At 42.2% G+C, this 25,463-nt stretch carries 25 protein-coding genes; 20 read left to right on the top strand and 5 right to left on the bottom strand.

What is annotated here, in order from left to right; translation table 11 throughout:
- Positions 1 to 243: 243 nt before the first annotated feature.
- From ACTNES_RS03700 to ACTNES_RS03760, 13 genes are all read left to right on the top strand, one after another.
- The gene (locus ACTNES_RS03700) at positions 244 to 813 is read left to right on the top strand and encodes a UbiX family flavin prenyltransferase (RefSeq protein WP_291803919.1); all 570 of its coding nucleotides are present in this window, start codon (positions 244 to 246) and stop codon (positions 811 to 813) included.
- A gap of 48 nt (positions 814 to 861) precedes the next feature.
- Positions 862 to 1,254: a hypothetical protein gene (locus tag ACTNES_RS03705; protein ID WP_216459646.1), complete on the top strand. Its 393-nt coding sequence runs from the start codon at positions 862 to 864 to the stop codon at positions 1,252 to 1,254.
- A gap of 127 nt (positions 1,255 to 1,381) precedes the next feature.
- The gene (locus ACTNES_RS03710) at positions 1,382 to 1,597 is read left to right on the top strand and encodes a hypothetical protein (protein ID WP_441038529.1); all 216 of its coding nucleotides are present in this window, start codon (positions 1,382 to 1,384) and stop codon (positions 1,595 to 1,597) included.
- Between the two features lie 146 nt (positions 1,598 to 1,743).
- Entirely contained in the window at positions 1,744 to 1,911 is a 168-nt protein-coding gene (locus ACTNES_RS03715; protein ID WP_291803925.1) for an AlbA family DNA-binding domain-containing protein, read from the top strand.
- Between the two features lie 39 nt (positions 1,912 to 1,950).
- Positions 1,951 to 2,178 (top strand): AlbA family DNA-binding domain-containing protein, encoded by a 228-nt coding sequence (locus ACTNES_RS03720; protein WP_291803928.1) that lies wholly within the window; start codon positions 1,951 to 1,953, stop codon positions 2,176 to 2,178.
- A gap of 226 nt (positions 2,179 to 2,404) precedes the next feature.
- Positions 2,405 to 2,617, top strand: a complete 213-nt coding sequence (locus ACTNES_RS03725; protein ID WP_320812836.1) for a response regulator — start codon at positions 2,405 to 2,407, stop codon at positions 2,615 to 2,617.
- A gap of 115 nt (positions 2,618 to 2,732) precedes the next feature.
- Positions 2,733 to 3,932 (top strand): PucR family transcriptional regulator, encoded by a 1,200-nt coding sequence (locus ACTNES_RS03730; protein ID WP_291803931.1) that lies wholly within the window; start codon positions 2,733 to 2,735, stop codon positions 3,930 to 3,932.
- Between the two features lie 322 nt (positions 3,933 to 4,254).
- Positions 4,255 to 5,628: an aspartate aminotransferase family protein gene (locus ACTNES_RS03735; RefSeq protein WP_441038530.1), complete on the top strand. Its 1,374-nt coding sequence runs from the start codon at positions 4,255 to 4,257 to the stop codon at positions 5,626 to 5,628.
- A 130-nt stretch (positions 5,629 to 5,758) separates the two neighbouring features.
- Positions 5,759 to 6,439 carry a hypothetical protein gene (locus ACTNES_RS03740; protein WP_441038532.1) on the top strand — a complete coding sequence of 227 codons (681 nt, stop codon included), beginning with the start codon at positions 5,759 to 5,761 and terminating at the stop codon, positions 6,437 to 6,439.
- Between the two features lie 53 nt (positions 6,440 to 6,492).
- A complete protein-coding gene (locus tag ACTNES_RS03745; RefSeq protein WP_291803938.1) occupies positions 6,493 to 7,614 on the top strand; it encodes an iron-containing alcohol dehydrogenase in 1,122 nt (373 codons plus the stop codon).
- 214 nt (positions 7,615 to 7,828) lie between these two features.
- Complete coding sequence (locus tag ACTNES_RS03750; RefSeq protein WP_291803951.1) at positions 7,829 to 7,972, top strand: type II toxin-antitoxin system YoeB family toxin; 144 nt, start codon at positions 7,829 to 7,831, stop codon at positions 7,970 to 7,972.
- 134 nt (positions 7,973 to 8,106) lie between these two features.
- The gene (locus ACTNES_RS03755) at positions 8,107 to 10,083 is read left to right on the top strand and encodes a diguanylate cyclase (protein ID WP_441038533.1); all 1,977 of its coding nucleotides are present in this window, start codon (positions 8,107 to 8,109) and stop codon (positions 10,081 to 10,083) included.
- Positions 10,084 to 10,297: 214 nt separating this feature from the next.
- Complete coding sequence (locus ACTNES_RS03760) at positions 10,298 to 11,326, top strand: GGDEF domain-containing protein (protein WP_291818401.1); 1,029 nt, start codon at positions 10,298 to 10,300, stop codon at positions 11,324 to 11,326.
- A 182-nt stretch (positions 11,327 to 11,508) separates the two neighbouring features.
- Here the strand turns inward: ACTNES_RS03760 and ACTNES_RS03765 are convergent, their stop codons facing one another.
- From ACTNES_RS03765 to ACTNES_RS03775, 3 genes are all read right to left on the bottom strand, one after another.
- Positions 11,509 to 11,949 (bottom strand): type II secretion system protein, encoded by a 441-nt coding sequence (locus ACTNES_RS03765; RefSeq protein ID WP_291803945.1) that lies wholly within the window; start codon positions 11,947 to 11,949, stop codon positions 11,509 to 11,511.
- A gap of 123 nt (positions 11,950 to 12,072) precedes the next feature.
- Positions 12,073 to 12,942 carry a response regulator gene (locus ACTNES_RS03770; RefSeq protein ID WP_441038535.1) on the bottom strand — a complete coding sequence of 290 codons (870 nt, stop codon included), beginning with the start codon at positions 12,940 to 12,942 and terminating at the stop codon, positions 12,073 to 12,075.
- The gene (locus tag ACTNES_RS03775; protein ID WP_441038537.1) at positions 12,932 to 13,564 is read right to left on the bottom strand and encodes a hypothetical protein; all 633 of its coding nucleotides are present in this window, start codon (positions 13,562 to 13,564) and stop codon (positions 12,932 to 12,934) included. Before ACTNES_RS03775 ends, ACTNES_RS03770 begins: the two co-directional genes overlap by 11 nt.
- Before the next feature lie 183 nt (positions 13,565 to 13,747).
- On the opposite strand from ACTNES_RS03775, the gene ACTNES_RS03780 reads away from it, so the two are divergent.
- Both ACTNES_RS03780 and ACTNES_RS03785 read left to right on the top strand, forming a co-directional pair.
- Positions 13,748 to 15,172: a GGDEF domain-containing protein gene (locus tag ACTNES_RS03780; RefSeq protein WP_291818434.1), complete on the top strand. Its 1,425-nt coding sequence runs from the start codon at positions 13,748 to 13,750 to the stop codon at positions 15,170 to 15,172.
- A 261-nt stretch (positions 15,173 to 15,433) separates the two neighbouring features.
- Entirely contained in the window at positions 15,434 to 15,652 is a 219-nt protein-coding gene (locus ACTNES_RS03785; protein WP_291818437.1) for a hypothetical protein, read from the top strand.
- Positions 15,653 to 15,736: 84 nt separating this feature from the next.
- Here the strand turns inward: ACTNES_RS03785 and ACTNES_RS03790 are convergent, their stop codons facing one another.
- Complete coding sequence (locus ACTNES_RS03790) at positions 15,737 to 16,375, bottom strand: PduL/EutD family phosphate acyltransferase (RefSeq protein ID WP_291818439.1); 639 nt, start codon at positions 16,373 to 16,375, stop codon at positions 15,737 to 15,739.
- A gap of 307 nt (positions 16,376 to 16,682) precedes the next feature.
- Here ACTNES_RS03790 and ACTNES_RS03795 point away from each other — a divergent pair, with 307 nt between their 5' ends.
- The 3 genes from ACTNES_RS03795 to ybaK all read left to right on the top strand — a co-directional run bounded on the left by ACTNES_RS03795 (position 16,683) and on the right by ybaK (position 19,182).
- Entirely contained in the window at positions 16,683 to 17,861 is a 1,179-nt protein-coding gene (locus ACTNES_RS03795; protein ID WP_441038539.1) for a transglutaminase domain-containing protein, read from the top strand.
- Between the two features lie 75 nt (positions 17,862 to 17,936).
- On the top strand, positions 17,937 to 18,713 hold the full coding sequence (locus ACTNES_RS03800) for a TM7S3/TM198-like domain-containing protein (protein WP_062807722.1): 777 nt from the start codon (positions 17,937 to 17,939) through the stop codon (positions 18,711 to 18,713).
- Positions 18,697 to 19,182: a Cys-tRNA(Pro) deacylase gene (gene ybaK / locus ACTNES_RS03805; protein ID WP_008703300.1), complete on the top strand. Its 486-nt coding sequence runs from the start codon at positions 18,697 to 18,699 to the stop codon at positions 19,180 to 19,182. Before ACTNES_RS03800 ends, ybaK begins: the two co-directional genes overlap by 17 nt.
- Before the next feature lie 42 nt (positions 19,183 to 19,224).
- Here the strand turns inward: ybaK and ACTNES_RS03810 are convergent, their stop codons facing one another.
- Positions 19,225 to 20,865, bottom strand: a complete 1,641-nt coding sequence (locus ACTNES_RS03810; protein ID WP_291808324.1) for an ABC-F family ATP-binding cassette domain-containing protein — start codon at positions 20,863 to 20,865, stop codon at positions 19,225 to 19,227.
- Between the two features lie 295 nt (positions 20,866 to 21,160).
- On the opposite strand from ACTNES_RS03810, the gene ACTNES_RS03815 reads away from it, so the two are divergent.
- A complete protein-coding gene (locus tag ACTNES_RS03815) occupies positions 21,161 to 21,568 on the top strand; it encodes an RrF2 family transcriptional regulator (RefSeq protein ID WP_291808321.1) in 408 nt (135 codons plus the stop codon).
- A 326-nt stretch (positions 21,569 to 21,894) separates the two neighbouring features.
- The gene (gene nifJ, locus ACTNES_RS03820; RefSeq protein WP_441038540.1) at positions 21,895 to 25,431 is read left to right on the top strand and encodes a pyruvate:ferredoxin (flavodoxin) oxidoreductase; all 3,537 of its coding nucleotides are present in this window, start codon (positions 21,895 to 21,897) and stop codon (positions 25,429 to 25,431) included.
- The last annotated feature ends 32 nt before the right edge of the window (positions 25,432 to 25,463 follow it).

Genomic DNA, 25,463 nt, shown 5'->3' on the forward strand with positions numbered 1-25,463 from the left:
GCTGTTCTATGATAGACAAAGGGATGTACCTGGTTTGGCAGGATAAATTATATCAAGACTGGCTTCATTTTACCATAATTGATTCCTGACTGGAATAGGTGATGGAGAAAGAAGAATTGCGGTACAGTGAGGCAGAGGGTATAATGTGGATGAATTCAGATGAGGATACCTGTAATGAATATGAAAATTGACTGAATTTGACTAAGAATGAAGAAGAAAAAATTTATCAGGAAAAGGAATAAAATGAAAAAGAGACTTGTGATTGGAATGAGCGGGGCTTCAGGAGCACCCCTTACAATAGAATTGCTGAAGCAGTTACAACAGTATAAAGAAATCATAGAGACACATCTGATCGTAACGAAGGGCGCAGAAATGACTCTGGAACAGGAGACAGATTATACCTTAGAGCAGTTATATGCGCTTGCAGACGAGGTACATGATAATCATAATATTGGTGCTGGTTCTGCAAGTGGAAGTTATCGCACAATGGGAATGATCGTGATTCCATGCAGTATGAAAACACTGGCAGGAATCGTCAGCGGCTACAGTGATAACCTTGTTTTGCGTGCGGCAGACGTAACTCTGAAAGAACGCCGCAAGCTGGTATTGGTAACCCGGGAAGCACCGCTTGGAACAGTACATCTCAGAAATATGTACGAGGCCAGTCAGCTTGGTGCAGTGATCATTCCGCCAGTACTCAGTTATTATAATCATCCGAAGACAATAGAAGACTGTAACCGCCATATTGTAGGGAAAATCCTTGACCAGTTCGACTTGGAAGGACAAGAATTTCACAGATGGATGGAAGAGTGAGTTAAAAGCTGATGTATAAGTATGGAAAGGAAGATATAAAAATATACTATGGAAAAAGGATTGAATTCTGCGCAGAACACAATAGAGCTTCATGTAGAATATATGAACTGTGACATTGCGGTATACTGCCAGCAGTTGGACTATGGATATGAAATAAGAATTTTCGGCGGACATCGTTCACACGTAGGTTCTGTAACGGTGGTAGATGGACAGGGCGCTTTACAGACAATCACACTGCCAGGCCACAAAGAAGATATCATCACCAGACAGTGGGCGTCACAGATTTGGGAAATCACGAGACAGCCGGTATCAGTGCTGGCAGGGGTGCATTACGATGATTTAAAGAAAGAACAGTTAATGGAAGTGATTCGGATATTAGATAAATTGCTTGCGGACTGTAAAACTGAATTACAGAAAAGAACACGCCCTCTCAGTGTATAATACTGAGAGGATTTTTATATAGTTAGAGAACATAGACATGCACCTATAATAATGATATAATTTTTTCAGATATGGCAGTCTGTGGTAAAAATATAGACAGTGCTAATAAAAAACTGGAGGTATCCAAATGTCAAAAATCGTAAAACTTACATCAGCAATAGAACGTGAAGAGAAATTAAATGAAATCTATGAAAACCTGGAAGAACTAAAAAACCAGTTCACTGCACTGATTGATAAATACGAAGAAGAGAAGTCTGACAGCAGAAAAGTAGACACATTGATCGAGGCACTGGATGCGCTTGAAGATGCTGCAGAAGCGATTCAGGATGTGCTGGAAGGATAAAGAGACTATATAAAATAAGGAAGAGAAAAATGCAGGGAGAGAGAACTGTTTTGTAGGGTATATTTGACAAAATCAGTTCTTTTTCTTCTTTCTTTTCACTTGAATTTTCTTTCTTTTCTATAATAATAGAAAGAAAGGAGCTCGCTATGCAGAGATTTGAGGATCAGAATATAGAATTCAAACAGGAATATGTAAAAGATATCCGGAAAGAAGTTGTTGCATTTGCTAATTCAGAAGGTGGCACTGTATTGATTGGCATCCGCAAAGATGGAGAAGTATCAGGTGTAGATGATCCTGACGAAGTTATGTTGTAGGTTGTTAATTCTCTGAAAGATGCGATTGCTCCGGATATAATGCCTTTTGTGAGTGTGGTTTCCAGAGAAATGGAAGGAAAACACGTAATTGAGATTAATGTTTCTGTAGGAATCAACCGTCCGTATTATATAAGAGAAAAAGGTCTGAAACCGACAGGTGTTTATGTAAGAAGGGGAAGTTCCTCTCAACCCGTGACGGATGAGGGCATTCGTGACAACCAAGGCATTCCGGTTATTAAAGGAACTCTGCGAGGAGAGAAAACATAAAGCACAGGGGACTGGAAGATTGAGTAGCTATGCATTGCGATAAGTACAAGAAACAAAAACAGCAGCTATATACAAGGCTGCTGTTTTTGTTTATAATAGAAAAAATGATGTGATAAAAGTCAGGCAGACAAAAGGCGTACTGACAGTGGCTATATAATATAGAAAGAAAACGATATGATACAAAAGACTTTGCAGGAACTGTGGAGGAGAGGATGATGCAATCCTGATGGATATCCAGATGCCAGTTATGAACGGTTACGAAGCTGCCAGAGCAATCCGCACAGCAGAGAATCCTGTCTGTAAAAATATTCCGATCATAGCCATGACTGCGAATGCTTTCTCAGATGATATTCAGAGAAGCATGGATGCGGGGATGAATGCGCATATTTCAAAACCGATGGAACTTGCAGTGCTGGAACGAGTGATCAGAACGTTATGATATAGCCTACATGTAAGATGATATTTGCATGATATAATAAAGCCGTCTGATTTACAGAGAGAATTAGAAGTAACATGTATTACTGTGAATGACAAATATAAAGGATGAAAGAACAATGAACTGTACAGATATGATGCAGATAGCGGAACTGGAAGATGTTCTGAAACTGAAAGCCGGGGAAAAAGGGCTCTGGCATCTGGTGCGCTGGATTTATTTTGCGGACTGCTTGCAGTGTATTAAAAGTGAATATAAGATTGAGAATTATATCCATGGCGGAGAATTTGTGATCCTGACAAACAGGGGTGTTACGGATGACAGTGCGAAACTCATGACCCTGATCAGACAGATGTGGGAGTATGGGATAGCGGCTCTTGGAATCAATGAAGGGCAGATTTCAGAGGAATTACTGAAATATTGTGAGAAAAAAGAATTGCCACTCTTTGAACTTCCGGAGAAATTTCCGTTGATAGATCTTTCACAGATCATGTGCAGAAGACTTGTGTTGGAGGAAAATGACCGCAATGCAGCTGAGCAGCTTTTTTCTTCGATTCTGGATGCCGAGCATCTGAGCAGAGAGCGTGTGATGGCACAGGCCAGATATCTGAATATTAACCTTGAGGGAAGCTTCTGTGTTGCAGAGTTTGCGTTTGACAGTGCGAAGGGTGACTGGGAGAATGAGGATTCTCTGACATTGGGGCAGAATATAAAACGTATGATCAGTACGGAGTTTTCCTTTTATACAAAAGAAGATATTCTGGTGCTCCCGCAGGCTGGTTCAATTCTGGTGCTTATTCCGGTGGCACATCTTGATGATGAGCAGATACGGGACATTTTTAGCCGGATCATTGAACGTGTACAGCGAGAACAGGGAACAAGATTCTGTGTCGGAGTTGGAAACAGTGCAGCATATCTGGATGAGATAAAACGCAGCAGAAATGAGGCATCAGCAGCAATCAGGGCAGCGTCTGCTGCAAATATGCAGGAGAGGATTTTCTTCTATAAAGATCAGGGGATTTATACTCTGATCTCCCATGTGGATGATACCAGAGTTCTGGATGAATATGTGGAAGCGCAGCTTGGAAAACTGGTCAGATATGATGAGATGAATGCAGGAAGTCTCTGTGAGACGTTGGAGAATTATCTTATAAATAACTGTAATGCCAAGAGAACGGCAGAGGCTATGTTTGTTCATCGAAATACGCTGAATTACAGATTGAAGAAAATTGGGGAGCTGCTGAATTGTGATTTTGAAGATATGGATAAATGTCTGGAACTGAAACTTGCGTTTCTGATTAGAAAGTACCGAAATAGATAGTGCTTTCACATATTATATAAAATGCTTTTATGAGAATGCAGTGAGAAAGAGATGTATGTTTAACATTATTCATAGTGGAACGAAGATATGAAAAGCTGGGTGGATCTGGAAACTACTGTTGTATAAAAGGTAACATTTGTGCACCGTGCACAAAAAAGATAGTCCTCCGCGCACATTGATTTCATCCGGGAAGGTGCTATAATCTAGCTAAATTAAAAAACAAAACAACCAATTAAGAAACGACAAAGGCGTCAGATATTAAAAAGTATCTGGCGCCTTTTTTACGTCGGATGAGGCGAAGAGATAAAGGAGGACAATTATTATGACAACAGCAGAATTATCAACAGCATTACCGGAGATCATAACAGCGCAGGTTCCAGGACCGAAATCAAAAGAACTTCTTGACAGGAGAGATGCGGTAATCCCGAAAGCACTTTGCGGCAAAGCTTATCCAATTTGTATCAAACAGGGTGCAGGTGCAATGTTTGAGGATCTTGACGGAAACAAATTCCTTGACTGGGTCGGAGGTGTTGGTGTTCTGAATATCGGATATTCCCACCCGGAAGTTATTGAAGCAGTAAAGAAACAGACAGAGAAATATTTCCATACTATTTTTAATGTGTATGTACATGACGGATATGTAACACTTGCAGAGAGATTAAATGAAATCATGCCATGCAAAGGAGAGGTAAAGAAAACTTATTTTGCAAACTCCGGCGCAGAGTGTGATGAGAACGCGATCAAGATTGCCAAAGCATTTACAAAGAGAAGTGGAGTGATCTGTTTTACAGGTGCTTTCCACGGAAGAACAAACCTGACAATGGCGCTGACAGCCAAGAAAGTATATGCAGTCGGTATGGGACCTTTCCCGGCGGGTATTTACCGTGCACCGTATCCATATGTATACAGAGCACCGAAGGGATATGCAGAGGCTGAGGCAATTCAGTACTATGTAGATGAACTGAATAGAATCTTCGATGAAGGTGCACCTGCAAGTGAAATCGCCTGCATGATCGTAGAGCCGTTCCAGGGTGAGGGAGGATTTATCCCGGCACCGATCGAGTGGGTTAAAGCAGTCCGTAAGATTTGTGATGAGAACGGAATTCTGATGATCGCAGATGAAGTTCAGTGTGGTAACTGCAGAACCGGTAAATATTATGCATCTGAGTACTGGGCAGAAGCCGGTGCAGCACCGGATATTATTACAACAGCCAAATCTCTTGGCGCAGGTCTTCCGATTTCTGCGATCACAGCAAGAGCAGAGATCATGGATGCAGCACCTGCGGGAACCATCGGCGGTACTTTCTGTGGTAACCCGGTTGCCTGTGCTTCAGCACTGGCAGTTATGGACATTGTGAAACGTGACGATTATGCTGGAAAAGCAAGACATATTGGTGAAGTTGTCACAGCACGATACAAAGAACTTCAGGCAAAATATCCGGTGATCGGTGACGTCAGAGGACTTGGCGCGATGATTGGTCTGGAACTTGTCAAAGACAGAGATACAAAAGAGCCTGCTACAGAAATCGCAGGAAAACTGATCCAGAATGCAATCCAGAAGGGACTTCTTCTTGAGAGCTGTGGAACAGCAAGCAACGTTATCCGTTTTCTTGCACCGCTCACAATGACAGATGAGCAGATGGAAAAAGGTCTTGAAATTTTTGAAGCTGCATTAAAAGAGGCAATTGAGGGATAAAAACTGATAAATTGATATTGTAATACGGGCAGGTCCTTGCGGAATATTTACTGTTATTTCTAACTTAAGCACAGGACTTGCCCGATTCCATTTAATTGCATCAAAAGGAAGACGAAAGTTTGACAAAGTAATGGGCGCCTGGGATATACTGGTTATTGCATTTGGTGTAATGGTCTTTTTCGTAGGACTTACCTATGCGGAACTTACATCTGCGATGCCTCAGTGCGGTGGCGAGCATGTATTCAGTTACAGGGCTATGGGAACTACAGGGTCTTTCGGATGTGTGATCGCATATATGTTTGTATCCATTTCATTCTGCATCCTCAGAAAGAAGAAACCGGAAATGGAGAGACCATACAAGGTAAAGGCCGGCAGATTTGTTGGTGTAATGGCTGTAGTAAAGGCCGGATTTATGACACTTTTATATATTATTCCGGCATCATTTTCCGCAGCACTTGTATGGCAGGAATGGATCGTAGTAGGAATCTGGCTGGCACTTGGTGTATTTTTCTATTTCTATTCCAAGAGAAAATACGGTGCAGAATTTGGTCGTGATATCTTTATTGTAGATGAGACGAAAGATGTGGACGGGGCACCGGCAGTACTTCCGAATGCAAAATATCCGGACAGACATTTTGTTATCACAGTGGGCTGTAAATATGGAAGTGGTGGTTCTGAGAGTGCCAGAATGGTTGCAGACTATTGTATATTACAGGCAAGAAATGTGGCGACAGACATACCCGTGATATCCTGCTTAACAGCAGTCTGTTGGGCTGGGATGCAACGGCTCAGTTTATCGAGGAACTGGTAGAACGCAGATTTGGACTGACAGAGGAAAAGTTAGAGAAAGGGGCTTAAGAGCTGATGAAAGGATTTACCATTAAAACAGAAATAGAAGAATATGATACATTTGAACAGTACGCGGCACAGGCAGATCTGGGACCGCAGGATCTGGTTCTCTGCGGAGAACATACTTATGACAAATATGTGGCACCTCTTTCGCTGGGTGTGCAGACACTTTTCCGTGAGAAATATGGAAAAGGTGAACCGACAGACGGAATGGTAGATGCTATTCTGGATGCACTGAGGAAGAAAGAATTTAACCGTATCATTGCAATCGGTGGCGGTACAGTAGTAGATATTGCGAAAGTTGTTGCAGTTGCCGGAAAAGAAGATAAGGTAGATGACCTTTATGATAATGTAGATAAGCTGAAAAAAGTACATCCTCTAGTGATCATTCCGACAACCTGTGGAACAGGAAGTGAAGTTACCAATATTTCCGTGATCAACCGTGTAAGCAAAGGAGTCAAGATGGGACTGGCATCCAATGCGATGCTTGCAGATAAGGCAGTTATGATCACAAACATGCTGGATTCTCTTCCATATAAAATATTTGCAACTTCTTCCATTGATGCTATGGTACACAGTGTGGAATCTTTCTTAAGCCCGAACGGATGCAGCATCTCAAGGATTTTTTCCACAGAGGCGTTGAAAACGATTATTCAGTGTTGGAAGAAATCAGTGGAAGCTGGTGGCGGCGATGCATGGAAAACTTATGCGGCAGATTTCCTGAAAGCGTCCAACTGGGCTGGACTTGGATTCGGTTATGCCGGATGTGCAGCAGTTCATGCATGCGCTTATCCTCTTGGTTCCGTATACCACATTCCACATGGACAGTCCAATCAGCTGATGTTCAAAGACGTAATGGAAAAATACAAACAGATCCAGCCGACAGGCCGGATCAATGATCTGGAAGATATCATTGCAGAGTGCCTTGGAGTGACACAAAGTGAGGCACTGACAGCATTATATGAATTGATGAATAAGGTTCTTAAAAAAGAACCACTTCGCAATTTTGGTGTAAAAGAAAGCGACCTGCCGGTTTTCGCAGGAGATGTGATCAAAACCCAGCAGAGACTGCTGAAGAACAATTACATACAGCTGTCTGAAGAACAGGTGCTGGAGATTTATAAGGCGGCGTATTAAAATAATGGAGAGGTTGTTGCATTACCCGGTAATTAGTACGTAATGCAAGGGCGGTGTATATTATAATATTAAAAAATGCGGTTTATCCCTCAAATGCTTGAAAGGGGCATTTGAGGGATGATTTTGTGTAAGGATATATAGTGGTGAAAATTCAATTGTTTTTGATAACAAATGTCAGAATGACTATAATGAAAAAGAAATCTGCAGTTCGAAGATTTCGGGAAACTTATTATACGAGAGTTGGAGGCAATGGCAGAAATGGAGTAGACGAATTAACCTCAAAGACCGTTTGGTTTACGAAATAACAGATGAAACAATTATTGTAATCCAATGCAAAGGGCATTACAGCGATAAATAAGGGCTGCAACACATAGGGGCGCACATCAGAAGATAAAGAAAAAATATTATTGTTGTACTGCATGATGAGTAAGTGGTATAATAATACAAGTTTATATTGCAGAAAAAATTGTTGTTCGTGAGAGGCTGAGAATAATGATCGAGTGGAAACAAATGACGATGCAGGAAGCAGAGAATAAAATGGAAGTGCTTCGGGAGATTTTTGATGTAGTCCGTCTCCTGAAAGGAAGTGATCTGCAGACTGACGGAATGGAAAATAAGCTTGCAGGCGGAAAAAATCTTTGCCAGTGTTATGCTTTCTGGAATAAAGATAAAAGATGTGAGAATTGTATTTCCATTAAAGCGCTGAATGAAAAGAAACAAACATCCAAAATCGAATTTCTTGATTCTGATATGTATCAGGTATTTGCAAGGTATCTGGAGATTGACAGTGAGCCTTATGTAATGGAAATGCTGAAAAAGCTGGACGAAAACACACTGACGGATGAGGAAGGATATGAAAAACTGACGGAAAAGCTGACTGTATATAGTGAAAAGCTGTATAAGGATGTGCTGACAGGGGCGTATAACCGCAGATATTTTGAGGAAAAAGTCAAAAATATGTCTTTGAATGCCGGAGTTGCAGTTATCGATCTGGATGATTTTAAATTGTTCAATGACACTTATGGTCATGATGGAGGAGACCTGGTACTGACAACCGTAGTGAATGTAATTCGTCATTATATCCGTCGTACGGATATTCTGGTGCGCTATGGAGGAGATGAATTTCTGTTGATCTTGCCTGGAATTGAGAAGGAAGTTTTTTCACAGAAGCTTCGTATGATCCAGGAGAAGATCCATGCGACGCATATTCCGGGTTTTAATCGTCTGAAGCTTTCAGTGAGCATTGGTGGAGTTATGTTTACCCATGGTAGATTGGAGGAAGCAATCACCAAAGCAGACAGACTTATGTATATGGCCAAGGAACATAAAAATATAGTAGTGACTCGGTGGAATCAGAAGAAAAATACAGATGAGACGGAAAAAAGAAACCTGCCCAAGCTCCTGGTCGTTGATGATTCTGAAATGAACCGCGAGATACTTAAGGAAATTCTGGGAAAGGAATACCGGATCCTGGAAGCCTGTGACGGGGAAGAGGCTCTAAAGATGCTGGAGCAGCATGGAACTGAAATCTCATTGGTCCTGTTGGATATTATTATGCCCAAAATGGATGGATTTGAAGTACTCGCCTATATGAACAGAGATAAATGGATCGAGGATATACCGGTGATCATGATTTCCAGTGAAGAATCAGAGAGTTATATCCGTCGTGCCTATGAACTGGGGGCTTCGGATTATATAAGCAGACCATTTGATACCAAGGTGGTATATCAGCGGGTTATCAATATGATCAAGCTTTATGCCAAGCAAAGGCGTCTGATCCATCTGGTAACAGATCAGATTTATGAAAAAGAGAAAAACAACCGTATGATGACCGGGATTCTCAGTCAGATTGTAGAGTTCCGAAATGGTGAAAGTGGGCTTCATGTGTTGCATATTAATATTCTGACGCAGCTTTTGCTGGAGAGACTGATGCGAAAATCAGAAAATTACGATTTTTCCTGGTCTCAACAGCATATGATTGCCACAGCTTCCGCACTTCATGATATCGGTAAGATTGGAATTGATAAAAAAATTCTGAATAAAACCGGAAAGCTTACAAAGGAAGAATTTGAAGCTATGAAACAGCATACGATCATAGGTGCCCGGATGCTTGACAGTCTGGAAATGTATCATGATGAAGAGATGATGAAATATGCCTATGAAATATGCCGCTGGCATCATGAACGTTATGATGGAAAAGGATATCCGGATGGCCTGAAGGGAGAAGAAATCCCTATATCTGCCCAGGTGGTCTCACTGGCAGATGTGTATGATGCCCTGGTAAGTGACCGGGTATATAAGAAAGCATATTCTCATGAAAAGACAATGGAGATGATCCTGAATGGAGAATGCGGAATATTTAATCCTCTTCTTTTGGAATGTCTGGTGGAAGTTCAGGATAAAGTACGCAAGGAACTTGGTATTAAAGGTGTGAATGAATGCCTGGAATATCTGGAAGAGAGAAACTGATAAAAATCCCCTGAAGACCCGCAGGAAGACAGGTCATAGACTGGAAAGCACCCAGTCTATAGCTTTTTTATGCCATTCCTCCCGTTGACATCCCATCTGCCATTTGCTACACTAAAATTACATATAACGGCATAATTGGCAAGGGAACGGAGAATATGAAGAAGAGAAAAGTTATAGTTTTAATTCCGGTACACAGATGGAGTATTTTAAGCCGATGCTTGAGGATAAATCGCTGACAATGTGCCAGGATGTTACCCCTAATACTTCGGAAGCAAAAGAAATGATGTATGCGATCACCTGGAATGAAGACGGGACGAAGATGATCCAGGTGGGGATTGAGCCCAAGAGACTTCTCAATGAGATAAAACAGAATAACATTTCTAATGTAGTAGCGGGAATGCCGGTATATAAAGACATGGAAATTGTTGTCGCAGATGTGGATACACAGGTTATCGAGGGAGCTACAGACAGTAGTAAAACAGGTAAAAAGCTTGAAGATATAGGGATATCATCGGATTCATCGGATCGTGTCAGTAGTGATAGCACAGCTGCAAAACATATCAAAGTGGACGGAAAACCTTGCAGATACGTGATGCGGCAGGATGATAAATATATTGTTATTGTAACAGTAGAGGACTCATTTTATTTGCAAGGCGGTATTATTGCTATTCTCATAGTAGGTACATATCTGGTATTGGCATCCTGTTGTATAACATATATGTTTTCGAAAGTCATAAAAGAAAGATTAGAGAAAGAAAAACTGATATACACGTCAAATACAGATGAGCTTACCAGATGTTTTAACAGGCGCGCATATGAAAATGATATAAAAGAACTTAGGCTTAGCGATGAGTGGGTATACATTTCTGTAGATCTGAATGGATTAAAACGGGCAAATGATTCTTATGGCCATGCGGCAGGAGATGAACTTATATGCGCAGCGGCAGATTGCATGAGAGACAGCTTTCATAAGTATGGGAAGGTATATAGAATCGGTGGAGATGAGTTTGCTGTTATCATTACAGAGAATACAGATCAGTTTCACGATGTTCTGCGTAGCTTCGATTTCAATGTGGCAAACTGGCATGGTGAGTTTGTTGATTCAATGACTGTCTCATACGGATGGGTTTTCAGCACAGAGAGAAATTGGGATAGTGTATATGAAATTTCAAAAGTTGCGGATGCGAGGATGTATGAGAGCAAAGAACGCTATTATAATGAAAGCGGTTCAGATAAAAGATAGGCAGGTAGCGAAAAGTTACTTGATTTTGCTGCCAAAACTTATACAATACTTATATAATATAATAAGACTTTTTTTGATAAACCACGACATGTTTGGAGGCGCACCCCATGTCGTGGCTTTCTGTTTTTTATAAAAACTGTAAATGAGTACATTCAAAAACTGCACGATCGAATCTGCTATATTTAAACATAAAAAGACTTAAACAAATGTATTTTCACACCACTCCCTTTTCCACCTGACCATGTAAATTTCACACTGTTATCAGCATTAAGGGAAACAACACATTGTCCATCAGCACCCAGAGTTCCTGCCCAGTTTGCAGTATCACTCTCACCTACAGTGTGGGAAATCCCGGCGATAGTTATAGTTTTTGCGGACTGCCAGTCATTTATTTTCTGTTTCAGCTGAACTGTTTGCGTCGCAGTTTGGGGATCTTCGCCATCCGGATTTATAGCTGCCATCATTTCATCATACGCAGCGCGAACATTTGCCAGATCCGTTGATTCGCGGCTTTGTTCCACATATTTTGTGTAAGAAGGCACCAGAAGTCCGATAAGAATCGCCAGGATTGCAATCACAACTACAAGTTCAATCAGGGTAAAACCTTTATCTTTTCTTTGCATATATTATACCTGTAAATAATAGTTATGCCAGGAGTAAAATATACACTACTTTACCCCTTAAGCTTTTTTAGCATGATAGCACAGAATCTGTTACTGTGCAATATTTGCAGAAAAAATATTTCTTTACAGATACAAGGCAATCGTATGGATCATTTTTTCCACATCCAGCGGTTTGGCCAGATGTGCGTTCATACCACAGTCCAGTGCATGGCGGACATCTTCTGCAAAAGCATTGGCGGTCAGTGCAATGATGGGAATGGAAGAAGCATCCGTCCGGTCAAGCTTCCGGATCTGGCGTGTGGCTTCGTATCCATTCATCAGAGGCATCATAATATCCATAAGTATCACATCAAATGTCCCCTCAGGGTGACGGGAGAAAAGTTTTACAGCTTCCCTTCCATTGGATACTGCAGTTACTACAGCCCCTTCTTCTTCAAGGAGTACCTGTGCCACCTCTCTGTTTATTTCATTATCCTCTGCCAGCAGGATTTTTATGCCCTGAATGGAGTTTCGCTCAGATTCTGTCTCAGAAGAGATATCCCTTTCTTCTGCCTCTTCAAAAGGCAGAGTGATCACAAAAGTACTTCCGATACCCGGAGTACTGGTAATTTCAATGCTACCACCCATCTGCTCAAATAATGCTTTGGCAATGCTCATACCCAGTCCGGTGCCATGATATACACTTCGAGCATCTACGTTCTCCTGAGTAAACGGTTCAAAGATCTTCTCCAGATATTCTCTGCTGATGCCGATTCCCGTATCAGAGATCGTCCATCTGAAGACCAGTTTATGATCATGGGAAGGGAGAGCATCAACCTCCGTATGGATTGCCCCATTCTCTCTGTTGTATTTGATACAGTTACTGTAAATATTCATCATGGCACGGCGGAGGTGCAGAGGGCTTCCATATACAAAGGGGTGTTTGTATATCTCCGGTGCGATATGAACGGTGAAATCAATGCCGTTTTTCTGTGCCTGCATATCAATCAGCATCTGTGACAAGCCTGAAATGGAATTTGAAAGAGGCTTCCTGAGAGAGTCTTTCCAGCAGGGTTTTATAATTCAGGTGTCTGGACACATAGGAACGCTCATCCGGATGAATGTATTTCTGGATGAGAAAATCAAATGACAGCTTATAGTCTGAATTATCTTTAATATCGAGATCCGCAAAAGCATCAGTAAATCTGGAACGATATACGGAGATTTTCCCGGTTTCCCGGTTTACGCCATAAACAGACATGTAGTCAGAAGCAAGCAGGTTGATGGCACCCAGCAGACGGAGAGAGTTCTCGCCTGTGGGAATGGACTTTGACAGGCTTTCTCCTTCAGCTACTGTGCTGAATACAAGTGCATGTCCTCTGCTGCCGTCGGGCTGTACAGTCTCTACTGCATCAACTGTCTCATAAATATGACGAATCGGATCCAGGTAAGTCTTTGGCCCCTGTATCCCCAGTGCTACAGGGCAGGGTGGGCATGGGGAATCAAGCCCCATAAGTGCCTTATAGCATTTTACTCCCAGCTGGAGATGGGGGTACAGTTGTTTGGCAGTGTCGTTATAGCTTAGGATATTATAGTCTTTGTCTATGCTGTAATATCCGGATGAGTGTGTGTTCATAATTTTGTACTCCTGATGTTTAGTATTTCAAAGTATACTCTTTTTACCAAAAAATAGCAATGATAATGGGCGAATTTGTAAAGGTTGTACAATGATTCTGACGTTTGCGCACGATTCCCAGGTTGACATCCCGTCTGCCGTTTGCTACACTAAAAGCACATATCTGACAAAGGAACGGGAAATATGAAGAAGAAAAAAATTATAATTTTATCTATTATGATAATTGTGGTTGCCTTACTCCTTGAAGCGAGCATTTTGAAATATGTTAATGACAAAAATGCCCATAGAACATCAAAGGTGCTTCTTGATCGTGTGATTACTGTGCTTGATAAAAATGATGAGAGCAGGAACGAGCTGATCGAATCGTTAAAGGACGATTATATTGTAAGGGCTAAAGCTGTGTCATATATGATTGATGCTGATCCGGCGATAGAATATGATGTGAATGAGCTGCAGAAAATAGCAAAATTAATGGCCGTTGATGAGATACATCTGTTTGATGATCAGGGAACTATTTACAGTGGTTCTGCGCCCAAGCATTTTGGCTATAATTTTGATTCCGGTGCGCAGATGGAGTATTTTAAGCCTATGCTTAAGGATAAATCGCTGACCATGTGCCAGGATGTTACTCCCAATACTGCAGAGGGAAAGAAAATGATGTATGCCATCACCTGGAACGAAGACGGAACCAAGATGCTCCAGGTGGGAATTGAGCCAAAGAGACTTCTCAATGAAATAAAGCAGAATAACATTTCCAATGTAGTTGCCGGAATGCCGGTATATAAAGCCATGGAAATTATGGTTGCAGATGCGGATACACAGGTAATAGAAGGAGCCACGGACAGTAGCAAATTAGGGAAAAAACTGGAAGATGTGGGGATATCATCGGATCATGTCAGTGCTGACGATGCGACTGTAATACAGATCAGAATGGGTGGAAAGCACTGCAGATGCATGATGCACCAGAATGATAACTATATTGTCATTGTAACTGTAGAGGATTCATTTTATCAGCAGAGTGACATGATTGCTTTTTTTATAGTAGGCGTATATTTGGTACTGGCATCCTGCTGTATAACCTATATGTTTTCCAAAGTGATAGAAGAAAGACTGCAAAAAGAAAAACTGATATACACCTCAAATACGGATGCGCTTACCAGATGTTTAAACAGACATGCCTATGAAAATGATATGAAAAAGCTTAATCTTAGTGAGGAATGGGTATACATTTCTGCAGATCTGAACGGATTAAAACAGGCAAATGATTCTTATGGCCATATGGCAGGAGACGAACTTATATGCGCAGCGGCAGATTGCATGAGAGACAGCTTTCATGAGTATGGAAAGGTATACAGAATTGGTGGGGATGAATTTGCTGTTATCATTACAGAGAATACAAGCCAGGTGGAAGAACTGATACATGGCTTCGACTCCAATGTGGCAAACTGGCATGGAAAGCTTGTTGATTCAATGACTGTTTCGTACGGATGGGTTTTCAGCACAGAGAGAAACTGGGGTAGTGCATATGAAATCTCAAAAGCTGCAGATGCAAGAATGTATCAGAGTAAGGAACGCTACTATAAGGAAAGCGGTGCAGACAGAAGATAGGCAGGTTACAAAAAAGCCACAGACTGGTACAGCACAGCTACCCCAGTCCGGGGCTTTTGATATCTGACGATTTTTACAAAAATGCCTTGAAACTACTGAAGAAGCATGCTAGTATAAAACCAAAGCATATTTCTCTTAAGTTTCAGGGCATTTTGCCGTCTTATATTCTAAATTCATTTCAGAAATCCATGCTTTTGATTCCAATTAAATTAGAAAAGCAGGAGTTCTGAACAATTTGGAAAAGAGCAGTATGTTCTTACCATGAGTATATTTGAGTATGACAAAGAGGAAGAAGAAAAGAAATTGCAGGCAACTTATGAAAAGATTGGCGAAAAGCGAGGTGAAAAGCAGGGTGAATTAAAAAAGGTAAAAAGCATAGCCATTTCGCTTGCGCAGGAAGGAGAATTCGTAGAAAGGATAGCAAGAATCCTTGGTGAAACAGAAAAAACAATTAAAGAATGGCTGGCTGAAACGCATTAAAATTGGTTCCGCAGTATCATCAACTGAATGTTACTGTGGAACCTTTTTATATCTGCCTGTTATTTTAGCCGGGTAAGTCGGATTTTACCTGCGTATCCCTGACAGTTCGTCTTCTATCCACTTATCTGTGTTGAAGTTGCTGTCAAAGAATCTGACGATCACGCCGTAAGGTTCTGTATCACTGTTGAATGCGTTGGCTTCATCAGTGTCTACGTGCATTGCCAGGTGATAATTTCTGTGGACTCTGACTACTACATCTGCGTAGATAAGTGCTCGTCCATAGCTTTTGGTCAGGACGAATACTTCATCGTTGTCTTTGATATGCAGGGCAAGTGCTTCATCTGGAGTCATGTGGATGTGGCGTTTGGCTACGATGACACCTCTGGGGATTTCGATATCCCCGCATGGACCGGATAAAATACAGCCGGGAGTTCCTTCGATATCACCGGACTGGCGTATTACGCTTTGAATCCCCAGTTTTCTGGTGTCTGTAAGGGACATTTCTACCTGCGTGTCGCTGCGGAAAGGACCGAGAAGTGCCATGTTTTCGAAAGTACCTTTCGGTCCTTTGACAGTCACTCGTTCCTGGCACAGATATTGTCCGGGCTGGCTTAATTCTTTGATAAAATGTGGTTTGCTTCCCTCTCCGAATAATTTTTCAAAATCTTCCTGCGAGATGTGCAGATGTCTGGCAGAAGTTTCTATAGGTATTTTGATGCTCATTTATTACAATACTCCCTCAATATGTTACTTGTATATATCTGTCCGATATCCTGTTGCCTGATGGGATACAGAGCAGTTATACTTACTTTTTAGTGTATCTCTTTAACTGGAAATATGCAATGTTTATCTTGTAAGAAGGACAATTTTCATTATAAAATAGTGTTAACTTACTTTTATCGGTTTACAAGGAGAAGTGTTCTGGGCTATAATAAGATACATTAGAATAACAGTTCTAAATGTGACAAAACAGAATGCAATAGTAATGTAATATCAGACTTATAGAATAATAACCAAGAAGGATTATTGAATGAGCAAAAAGAGATTTTCCGGGCTGCGTCTGATTCTTATGGTGCCTGTGGTGGTGCTTCTGGCCGGTGGGCTGATCATCGGCGGGAGAGCTTTGCAGGAACCAGGGGAAGTAAGGACTCTTAAGAAGCAGGAGGCAGCGCAGACGGATGAAGGACATCAGGAGTATTATTTCGGCCTTCTTAATGAAGATGAACAGAGAGGCTACCGTGAGATCTTGGAGGGGATCAGAAGCTTTGAGGATAAATTTTATCTGTCTCTCTCGGGAGATAATGAGATAGACAGAGTGTATCATGCAGTGCTGAAGGATCATCCGGAGCTGTTCTGGGTACATAACCGGGAGAAAGTTTATAAGACAACTTATTCAGGCAGGGATTACTGCCAGTTTTCTCCGGGATATACTTATACAGAGGAGCAGAGACAGGAGATTACGCAGGCTATGGAGAATGCCTATCAGGAGGTGTTATCGCAGGTCCCGGATGGTGCTGATGATTATACGAAGGTGATGACTGTTTATACTTATGTCATAGACAATACTAAATATGTGATCTCTGATGATGACCAGAGTATAGCGGGAGCTTTCTGGAAGAAACAGGCTGTATGTGCGGGCTATGCGGGAGCAGTGCAGTATCTGCTGGAGCGTCTGGATATTCCCTGTATTTATGTGGAGGGTGATGCTGCAAACAGTACCCAGGGACATGCCTGGAAAATTGTAGAGCTGAACGGACAGTATTATTATGTGGATGCCACCAATGGGGACCAGCCGGACTTTCTGGAGGGTGATGCCACGCTGCTGGCAGAACATAAGACAACGATTTATGATTATCTGTGTCCGTTTCCCCAGGAGTACGAGGAGAATTATACGGCCTCTGATGAGTTTTCTGTTCCTGCATGTACAGCGACTGACATGAATTTTTATGTAAGAAACGGCGCCTGTTTTGATACCTATGACTGGAACAGTGTATATGACCTGTGCAGACTGCGCATTGACAGTGATGCTGCGGTGGTACGCTTTAAGTTTGGCAGCCAGGGAGCTTATGATGAGGCATATATGGATCTGATCGACAGTAATCATATCCAGGATATCGCAAAATATTATATGGAAGTCCATGGGCTGTCACAGATTTCCTATCATTACGGCGTGATCGACAATATGAAGACCTTATACTTCATGTTCTGACAGGTTTAGTTCAGATGTGTCAGTTGATGATGAGGAAAGCTATAAATATATAACTAAAAGGAGTGACTGAAGATTATGGTTAATATGACAGATATATTTGGAAATGCGTTGAGTATTGCCGGGAGTTTTATGGATTCAGATCTGGTGAATCGTTTTATGATGGTAATATTTGCAGTGATCCTTGTGTTTGGAGTGCTGAACTGTATTCTGGGATACAGGCTTCTGCGTTTCTGGATGATGCTGGGAGGTTTTCTGGTAGGCGGCGGCCTTGCGCTGGTGGTTGTACATACAATGGGAATACAGGAGAAATCAACAATGCTGATCGCAGCACTGGCGGCAGGAGTTGTGTTCGCAGTGATTGCATTTCTGATCTATAAGGCAGGTGTGTTTATCCTGGCAGCAGGTATCGGCTGGGCGGCCAGTATTTATTTCCTGCATCCTACCAGCTCCGCAGTATTTTTTGCATGTATTCTGATCGGCGTAGCTCTTGGTTCCATGGCGGTGAAATACTGCAGGGAAGTGCTGATCGTGGCTACAAGTCTGATCGGTGGTATTATGGCAGGGGTTTCCCTTGCACAGCTTGGAAATCTGGCAGATATTCCCTATGGACTGGGAATGAGTGTGGGATTTGCAGTTCTGGGTATGCTGATTCAGTTTGCTATCAACAAACCGGTTTCTGATGAAGAGGATGAAGAAACGGTTGATGAAGAAAGCACTGAGCAGATTTACAGGCGAAATCAGGACCTGAGACAAGACCAGAGTTTTGAGCAGTCTCAGGACAGAGACATGGAGGAATCAATATATGCCAGAGGACAGAAAGGACAGGCGAGAAAAAATGGCAAAAGAAGCTAAGACAAATGCAATGAGAATGCTGGACAGACAGAAGGTTAAATATGAGGCGTTCTCCTATGAATGTGATGAATTTATTGACGGGATCCACAGTGCGGATAAGATTGGTGCTCCCTATGACCAGTCTTTTAAGACTCTGGTAATGGAGGGAAAGAGCGGCGGTTATTTCGTATTTGTAGTTCCGATTGAAAAGGAAGTTGACCGTAAGGCGGCTGCAAAGGCTGTCGGTGAGAAGACAGTGGACATGATTCATGTAAAGGATATCACAAAGATTACCGGATATGTGAGAGGCGGCTGCAGTCCGCTGGGAATGAAGAAACCTTATCCTGTTGTGTTTGATGCATCTGCAGGAGAATTTGAAGAGATTTATGTGAGTGGCGGCCGTATCGGACTGACACTGAAGGTTCCCCTTGCTGATCTGCTTAAGGTGACAGGCGGAAAGCTGGCGGATATTATCATGAAGACAGAATAAAATAACAGGGTACGGCTAAGCCGTACCCTGTTATTTTATTCTTTAGTTATCGGAAGCGTCCTCTTCGTTGATCTCGAATACGTGACGTTTCTTAGCCATCTCATCACTTGCCAGATATTCATCGTAAGTAGTGATCTTGTCGATCATGGTTCCGTTTGGCAGGATTTCCATGATACGGTTAGCTGTTGTCTGTACGAACTGATGGTCATGGGAGGTGAAAAGAATAACACCCGGGAATTTGATCAGTCCATTGTTTAATGCTGTGATGCTTTCCATGTCAAGGTGGTTGGTAGGCTCATCAAGAATGAGGATATTTGCACCGGAGATCATCATCTTGGAGAGAAGACAGCGAACCTTCTCACCACCGGAGAGAACACGTACACGTTTGATACCGTCTTCTCCAGGGAAAAGCATACGTCCAAGGAATCCACGAACATAAGTTGCATCTTTAATCTCAGAATACTGTGTCAGCCAGTCTGTAATAGTAAGGTCGTTATCGAATTCTGCGGTATTGTCCTTAGGGAAATATGCCTGGGAAGTAGTAACACCCCATTTATAATTTCCTTCATCCGGTTCCATTTCGCCAACAAGGATTTTGAACAGAGTAGTGATCGCCTGCTCATTAGCACCAACGAAAGCTACTTTGTCATCATGTCCGAGTGTGAAGGAGATATTATCCAGAACCTTTACACCATCGATGGTCTTGGAGAGATTTTCTACCATAAGGACTTCGTTTCCAATCTCACGGTTTGGACGGAAGTCGATGTATGGGTATTTACGGCTGGACGGACGCATATCGTCAAGCTGGATCTTTTCCAGGGCACGTTTACGGGAAGTCGCCTGTTTGGACTTGGAAGCGTTGGCACTGAATCGGGAAATAAATTCCTGAAGTTCTTTGATCTTCTCTTCTTTTTTCTTGTTGGCTTCCTTCATCTGTTTGATGAGGAGCTGGCTGGACTCAAACCAGAAGTCGTAGTTTCCGGCATAGAGCTGAATCTTGCCGTAGTCAATGTCTGCTGTATGAGTACATACTTTATTTAAGAAGTAACGGTCATGGGATACAACGATGACTGTATTGTCGAAGTTGATCAGGAATTCCTCAAGCCATTCGATCGCCGGCAGGTCAAGGTGGTTAGTCGGCTCGTCGAGAAGAAGGATGTCCGGGTTTCCGAACAGTGCTTGTGCAAGAAGAACTTTGACTTTCTGGCTACCTGTAAGGTCTGCCATCTGAGCATAATGTAATTCTGTTTCGATTCCAAGACCATTCAGAAGAGTAGCGGCATCAGATTCTGCTTCCCATCCGTTCATCTCTGCAAATTCGCCTTCCAGTTCGCTGGCGCGGATACCGTCTTCGTCTGTGAAATCTTCTTTTGCATAGATAGCATCTTTTTCTTTCATGATCTCATACAGTCTCTGGTTACCCATGATAACAGTATCCAGAACAGTGTATGCATCATATTTGAAGTGGTCCTGCTGCAGGAAAGAAAGACGCTGGCCTGGTGTGATGACAACGTCACCGTTGGTAGGCTCTAACTGTCCGGAGAGGATCTTAAGGAATGTAGACTTACCGGCACCGTTTGCACCGATGAGACCGTAGCAGTTACCTTCTGTAAATTTGATATTTACATCTTCGAAGAGCGCTTTTTTACCTACGCGCAAAGTAATATTGTTTGCTGAAATCATATTATACCTCGTTTTTTCATGAAATCATTTGATTTGTATTATTTCCTATTATATTATTTACAACGCTTATCATTGTACCGTAAATTGGGAAATTTGCAACTGTTTTTTGCTTTTTTGAGTTCTTTTATTTACAAAAAAAAGAAGCACTGCTATAATATAAAATAAATATAGCCTCTTACCGACACAAATACGAGGCATTGATTTGATGAAAATATTGTTACTGTTTATTTCGTTTCAGGCGCAGCTGTGGCGTATGGACAGCAACGGATAATAATTTAGAGAGGTTGCAAAGACTATGTTTATTACAAGAGAGTGTGATTACGCAGTGAGGGTGGTGCGTGCGCTTTGGGGAGAGAGCAGACTAAGTGTATCAGACATCTGCGAGAAAGAATCGGTAACAGCACCTTTTGCTTATAAGATTCTGAAGAAGCTGCAGAAGGCAAAGATCGTAAAGGGATACAGAGGTGTACATGGGGGTTACTCCCTGGATAAGGGACTGGATGAACTGACATTGTATGATATTTATTCAGCTATTGATCCGGAGATGTTTATCATCGAATGTCTGGATCCGAAGTACAACTGCGCCAGGGATGGACAGGATGGTATTCCGTGTCTGGTACATAGGGAACTGGTGTCTGTACAGAAGGAACTGGTGAATCTTTTAAAGAGAAAAACAATACAGCAGATCATGGAGGAGGCGTAAGGCCTCCTTTTTATAATGATACGATTTATGAAAATGCTATTATGGTGCAGTAATATTGCAGTAAAGTGCCGTAATTAATAAAGTGTCTGAAATTTGGTACATCTTTATAAAGTTAGCTATATTTAACTTGCAAAAATGTGCACATTTTACTTTAAAATAGTAGAAAATCCCGGTTTTGTACTTCATAAGATACAAAATATGCCAAAACAAATTGGACACAACCGAAAGATTATGTTATAATCTACAATGAAATTTGAGGCGTACCTTACTTACGTCTTAAAATAAATAATTAATTTTCATCAACCTTTAAGGAGGAAAAACAAACTATGGCAAGAAAGATGAAAACCATGGATGGTAACCATGCAGCTGCTCATGCTTCATATGCATACTCAGATGTAGCCGCTATTTACCCGATCACTCCTTCATCTGTTATGGCGGAAGCAACAGATGAATGGGCAACCCAGGGAAGAAAGAACATTTTCGGACAGGAAGTTCAGGTAACTGAAATGCAGTCTGAGGCTGGTGCAGCAGGTGCTGTACACGGATCTCTGGCAGCAGGTGCTTTAACAACAACTTATACAGCATCTCAGGGTCTGTTACTTATGATCCCGAACCTTTACAAAATCGCTGGTGAGCAGTTACCTGCAGTATTCAATGTATCTGCACGTGCACTTGCTTCTCACGCACTTTCAATCTTCGGTGATCATTCAGACGTTATGGCCTGTCGTCAGACCGGATGTGCAATGCTCTGCGAATCTTCCGTACAGGAAGTTATGGACTTAACACCTGTTGCTCACCTTGCAGCAATCAAAGGTAAAGTTCCATTCATCAACTTCTTCGATGGATTCCGTACATCTCACGAGATCCAGAAGATCGAGACATGGGATTATGAAGATTTGAAGGATATGGCAGATATGGATGCAATCGCTGCATTCCGTAACCATGCTCTTAATCCGAATCACCCATGTCAGAGAGGTTCCGCTCAGAACCCTGACATCTTCTTCCAGGCAAGAGAAGCATGTAACCCATACTACGATGCTCTTCCGGCAGTAGTACAGGAATACATGGACAAAGTTAACGCTAAGATCGGTACAGATTACAAATTATTCAACTACTACGGAGCTGCTGATGCAGATCACGTAATCGTTGCTATGGGATCTGTAAACGATACAATCGAAGAAACAATCGACTACCTTGCAGCAGCAGGAAAGAAAGTCGGTGTTGTTAAAGTTCGTCTTTACAGACCATTCTGCGCACAGGCACTTATCGATGCAATTCCGGATTCTGTAAAACAGATCACAGTTCTTGACAGAACTAAAGAGCCAGGTGCACTTGGCGAGCCTCTGTACCTTGACGTTGTAGCAGCATTAAAAGGCAGCAAATTCGACGGTGTAAAAGTATTCTCCGGACGTTATGGTTTAGGTTCCAAGGATACTACACCTGCACAGATCGTAGCTGTTTATGAAAACACTGCTAAAGAGAAATTCACAATCGGTATCGTTGATGATGTTACTAACCTTTCCCTTGAGACAGGTGCTCCGATCGTAACAACTCCTGAAGGAACAACAAACTGTAAATTCTGGGGTCTGGGAGCTGATGGTACTGTAGGTGCCAACAAGAACTCCATCAAGATCATCGGTGATAACACAGACATGTACGCACAGGCTTACTTTGATTATGACTCCAAGAAGTCCGGTGGTGTTACAATGTCCCACTTACGTTTCGGTAAGAAACCGATCAAATCCACATACCTGATCCACAAAGCAAACTTCGTAGCATGTCATAATCCATCCTACGTAAATAAATACAACATGGTTCAGGAACTTGTTGATGGCGGTACATTTCTCCTTAACTGTGCATGGGATATGGAAGGTCTTGAGAAACATTTACCAGGACAGGTTAAAGCTTTCATCGCTAACCATAATATCAAATTCTACACAATCGATGGTGTTAAGATCGGTATTGAAACTGGCATGGGACCAACACGTATCAACACAATCCTTCAGTCTGCATTCTTCAAACTTACAGGAATCATTCCGGAAGATCAGGCAATCGACCTTATGAAAGCTGCTGCTAAAGCAACATACGGACGTAAGGGTGATGATGTGGTACAGAAGAACTGGGCAGCTATCGATGCTGGTGCTAAACAGGTTGTTGAGATCCAGGTACCAGAGAGCTGGAAGAACGCTGAGGACGAAGGTCTTCATATGACTCATGCAACAGAAGGACGTCAGGACGTTGTTGATTTTGTTAACAATATTCAGGCTAAAGTTAATGCTCAGGAAGGTAACTCCTTACCTGTATCTGCATTCAAAGATTATGTAGACGGTACTACACCATCAGGTGCAGCTGCATATGAGAAACGTGGTATCGCTGTAAACGTTCCAGTATGGAACCCAGAGAACTGTATCCAGTGTAACAGATGTTCTTATGTCTGCCCACATGCAGTTATCCGTCCGGTAGCTCTTACAGAAGAAGAAGCTGCTAACGCTCCAGAAGGAATGAAGACATTACCTCTGACAGGTATGAAAGAATATAAATTCACAATGGCTGTATCCGCACTTGACTGTACAGGATGTGGTTCTTGTGTAAACGTTTGCCCAGGTAAGAAAGGTGCGAAAGCACTCGCTATGGAAAACCTTGAAGCAAGCGCAGACGAGCAGAAATACTTTGATTACACAGTGAAACTGCCGGTTAAAGAAGATGTTATCGCTAAATTTAAAGAAGCAACTGTTAAAGGCAGCCAGTTCAAACAGCCTCTGCTTGAGTTCTCAGGAGCTTGTGCAGGATGTGGTGAAACACCATACGCTAAACTGATCACTCAGCTGTTCGGTGACAGAATGTATATCGCAAACGCAACAGGATGCTCCTCTATCTGGGGTAACTCCTCACCATCTACACCATACACAGTAAACGCTAAAGGACAGGGTCCTGCATGGTCTAACTCTCTGTTCGAAGATAACGCTGAGTTTGGTTATGGTATGCTTCTTGCTCAGAGAGCTATCCGTGATGGTTTAAAAGCAAAAGTTGAAGACGTTGTTGCTAACGGAACAAACGAAGACGTTAAAGCAGCTGGTCAGGAATGGCTGGATACATTCTCTGTAGGTGCTACAAACGGCGCTGCTACAGACAAACTTGTTGCAGCTCTTGAAGCTTGCGGATGTGACAAAGCGAAAGAAATCCTTGCTCAGAAAGACTTCCTCGCTAAGAAATCCCAGTGGATCTTCGGTGGTGACGGATGGGCTTACGATATCGGATTCGGTGGTGTTGACCATGTTCTCGCAAGTGGACGTGACATCAACGTTATGGTATTCGATACAGAGGTTTATTCTAACACAGGCGGACAGTCTTCTAAGTCTACACCTACAGGTGCTATCGCTCAGTTCGCTGCAGGCGGTAAAGAGACTAAGAAGAAAGATATGGCTTCCATCGCTATGAGCTATGGCTATGTATACGTTGCTCAGATTTCCATGGGTGCTGACTTCAACCAGACTGTAAAAGCAATTGCAGAGGCTGAGGCTTATCCGGGACCATCTCTGATCATCGCTTATGCTCCATGTATCAACCATGGTATTAAGAAAGGTATGGCAAAAGCTCAGACAGAGGAAGAATTAGCAGTTAAGGTTGGATACTGGCACAACTTCAGATTCAATCCTGCAGCAGAAGGAAACAAGTTCTCACTTGATTCCAAGGCTCCAAGTATGGAAGAATATCAGGCATTCCTTGACGGTGAGGTTCGTTACAACTCTCTGAAACGTCAGAATCCTGAGAAGGCTGCAAGACTGTTTGCTAAGAATGAGGCTGAGGCTAAGGCTAGATTTGAATATCTGCAGAAGCTGATCGCTCTTCACAGCGCTGAATAATCTTTCCGCTTTTTGAACGATTGATAAATAAT

Origin of the sequence: Blautia sp. HCP3S3_D9 (genome assembly GCF_052063845.1) — a bacterium.
GTDB lineage: Bacteria > Bacillota > Clostridia > Lachnospirales > Lachnospiraceae > Blautia_A.

Bases quoted from the DNA above. Each gene is read 5' to 3' on its own strand.
- ACTNES_RS03730 (WP_291803931.1), top strand. From the start codon at position 2,733: ATGAACTGTACAGATATGATGCAGATAGCGGAACTGGAAGATGTTCTG.
- ACTNES_RS03710 (WP_441038529.1), top strand. From the start codon at position 1,382: ATGTCAAAAATCGTAAAACTTACATCAGCAATAGAACGTGAAGAGAAA.
- ACTNES_RS03755 (WP_441038533.1), top strand. From the start codon at position 8,107: ATGATCGAGTGGAAACAAATGACGATGCAGGAAGCAGAGAATAAAATG.
- ACTNES_RS03785 (WP_291818437.1), top strand. From the start codon at position 15,434: ATGAGTATATTTGAGTATGACAAAGAGGAAGAAGAAAAGAAATTGCAG.
- ACTNES_RS03780 (WP_291818434.1), top strand. From the start codon at position 13,748: ATGAAGAAGAAAAAAATTATAATTTTATCTATTATGATAATTGTGGTT.
- ACTNES_RS03800 (WP_062807722.1), top strand. From the start codon at position 17,937: ATGGTTAATATGACAGATATATTTGGAAATGCGTTGAGTATTGCCGGG.
- ACTNES_RS03795 (WP_441038539.1), top strand. From the start codon at position 16,683: ATGAGCAAAAAGAGATTTTCCGGGCTGCGTCTGATTCTTATGGTGCCT.
- ACTNES_RS03735 (WP_441038530.1), top strand. From the start codon at position 4,255: ATGACAACAGCAGAATTATCAACAGCATTACCGGAGATCATAACAGCG.
- ybaK (WP_008703300.1), top strand. From the start codon at position 18,697: ATGGCAAAAGAAGCTAAGACAAATGCAATGAGAATGCTGGACAGACAG.
- nifJ (WP_441038540.1), top strand. From the start codon at position 21,895: ATGGCAAGAAAGATGAAAACCATGGATGGTAACCATGCAGCTGCTCAT.
- ACTNES_RS03760 (WP_291818401.1), top strand. From the start codon at position 10,298: ATGCTTGAGGATAAATCGCTGACAATGTGCCAGGATGTTACCCCTAAT.
- ACTNES_RS03790 (WP_291818439.1), bottom strand. From the start codon at position 16,375: ATGAGCATCAAAATACCTATAGAAACTTCTGCCAGACATCTGCACATC.
- ACTNES_RS03810 (WP_291808324.1), bottom strand. From the start codon at position 20,865: ATGATTTCAGCAAACAATATTACTTTGCGCGTAGGTAAAAAAGCGCTC.
- ACTNES_RS03725 (WP_320812836.1), top strand. From the start codon at position 2,405: ATGGATATCCAGATGCCAGTTATGAACGGTTACGAAGCTGCCAGAGCA.
- ACTNES_RS03700 (WP_291803919.1), top strand. From the start codon at position 244: ATGAAAAAGAGACTTGTGATTGGAATGAGCGGGGCTTCAGGAGCACCC.
- ACTNES_RS03770 (WP_441038535.1), bottom strand. From the start codon at position 12,942: ATGCTGATTGATATGCAGGCACAGAAAAACGGCATTGATTTCACCGTT.
- ACTNES_RS03765 (WP_291803945.1), bottom strand. From the start codon at position 11,949: ATGCAAAGAAAAGATAAAGGTTTTACCCTGATTGAACTTGTAGTTGTG.
- ACTNES_RS03720 (WP_291803928.1), top strand. From the start codon at position 1,951: ATGCCTTTTGTGAGTGTGGTTTCCAGAGAAATGGAAGGAAAACACGTA.
- ACTNES_RS03705 (WP_216459646.1), top strand. From the start codon at position 862: ATGGAAAAAGGATTGAATTCTGCGCAGAACACAATAGAGCTTCATGTA.
- ACTNES_RS03745 (WP_291803938.1), top strand. From the start codon at position 6,493: ATGAAAGGATTTACCATTAAAACAGAAATAGAAGAATATGATACATTT.
- ACTNES_RS03775 (WP_441038537.1), bottom strand. From the start codon at position 13,564: ATGAACACACACTCATCCGGATATTACAGCATAGACAAAGACTATAAT.
- ACTNES_RS03815 (WP_291808321.1), top strand. From the start codon at position 21,161: ATGTTTATTACAAGAGAGTGTGATTACGCAGTGAGGGTGGTGCGTGCG.
- ACTNES_RS03740 (WP_441038532.1), top strand. From the start codon at position 5,759: ATGGGCGCCTGGGATATACTGGTTATTGCATTTGGTGTAATGGTCTTT.
- ACTNES_RS03715 (WP_291803925.1), top strand. From the start codon at position 1,744: ATGCAGAGATTTGAGGATCAGAATATAGAATTCAAACAGGAATATGTA.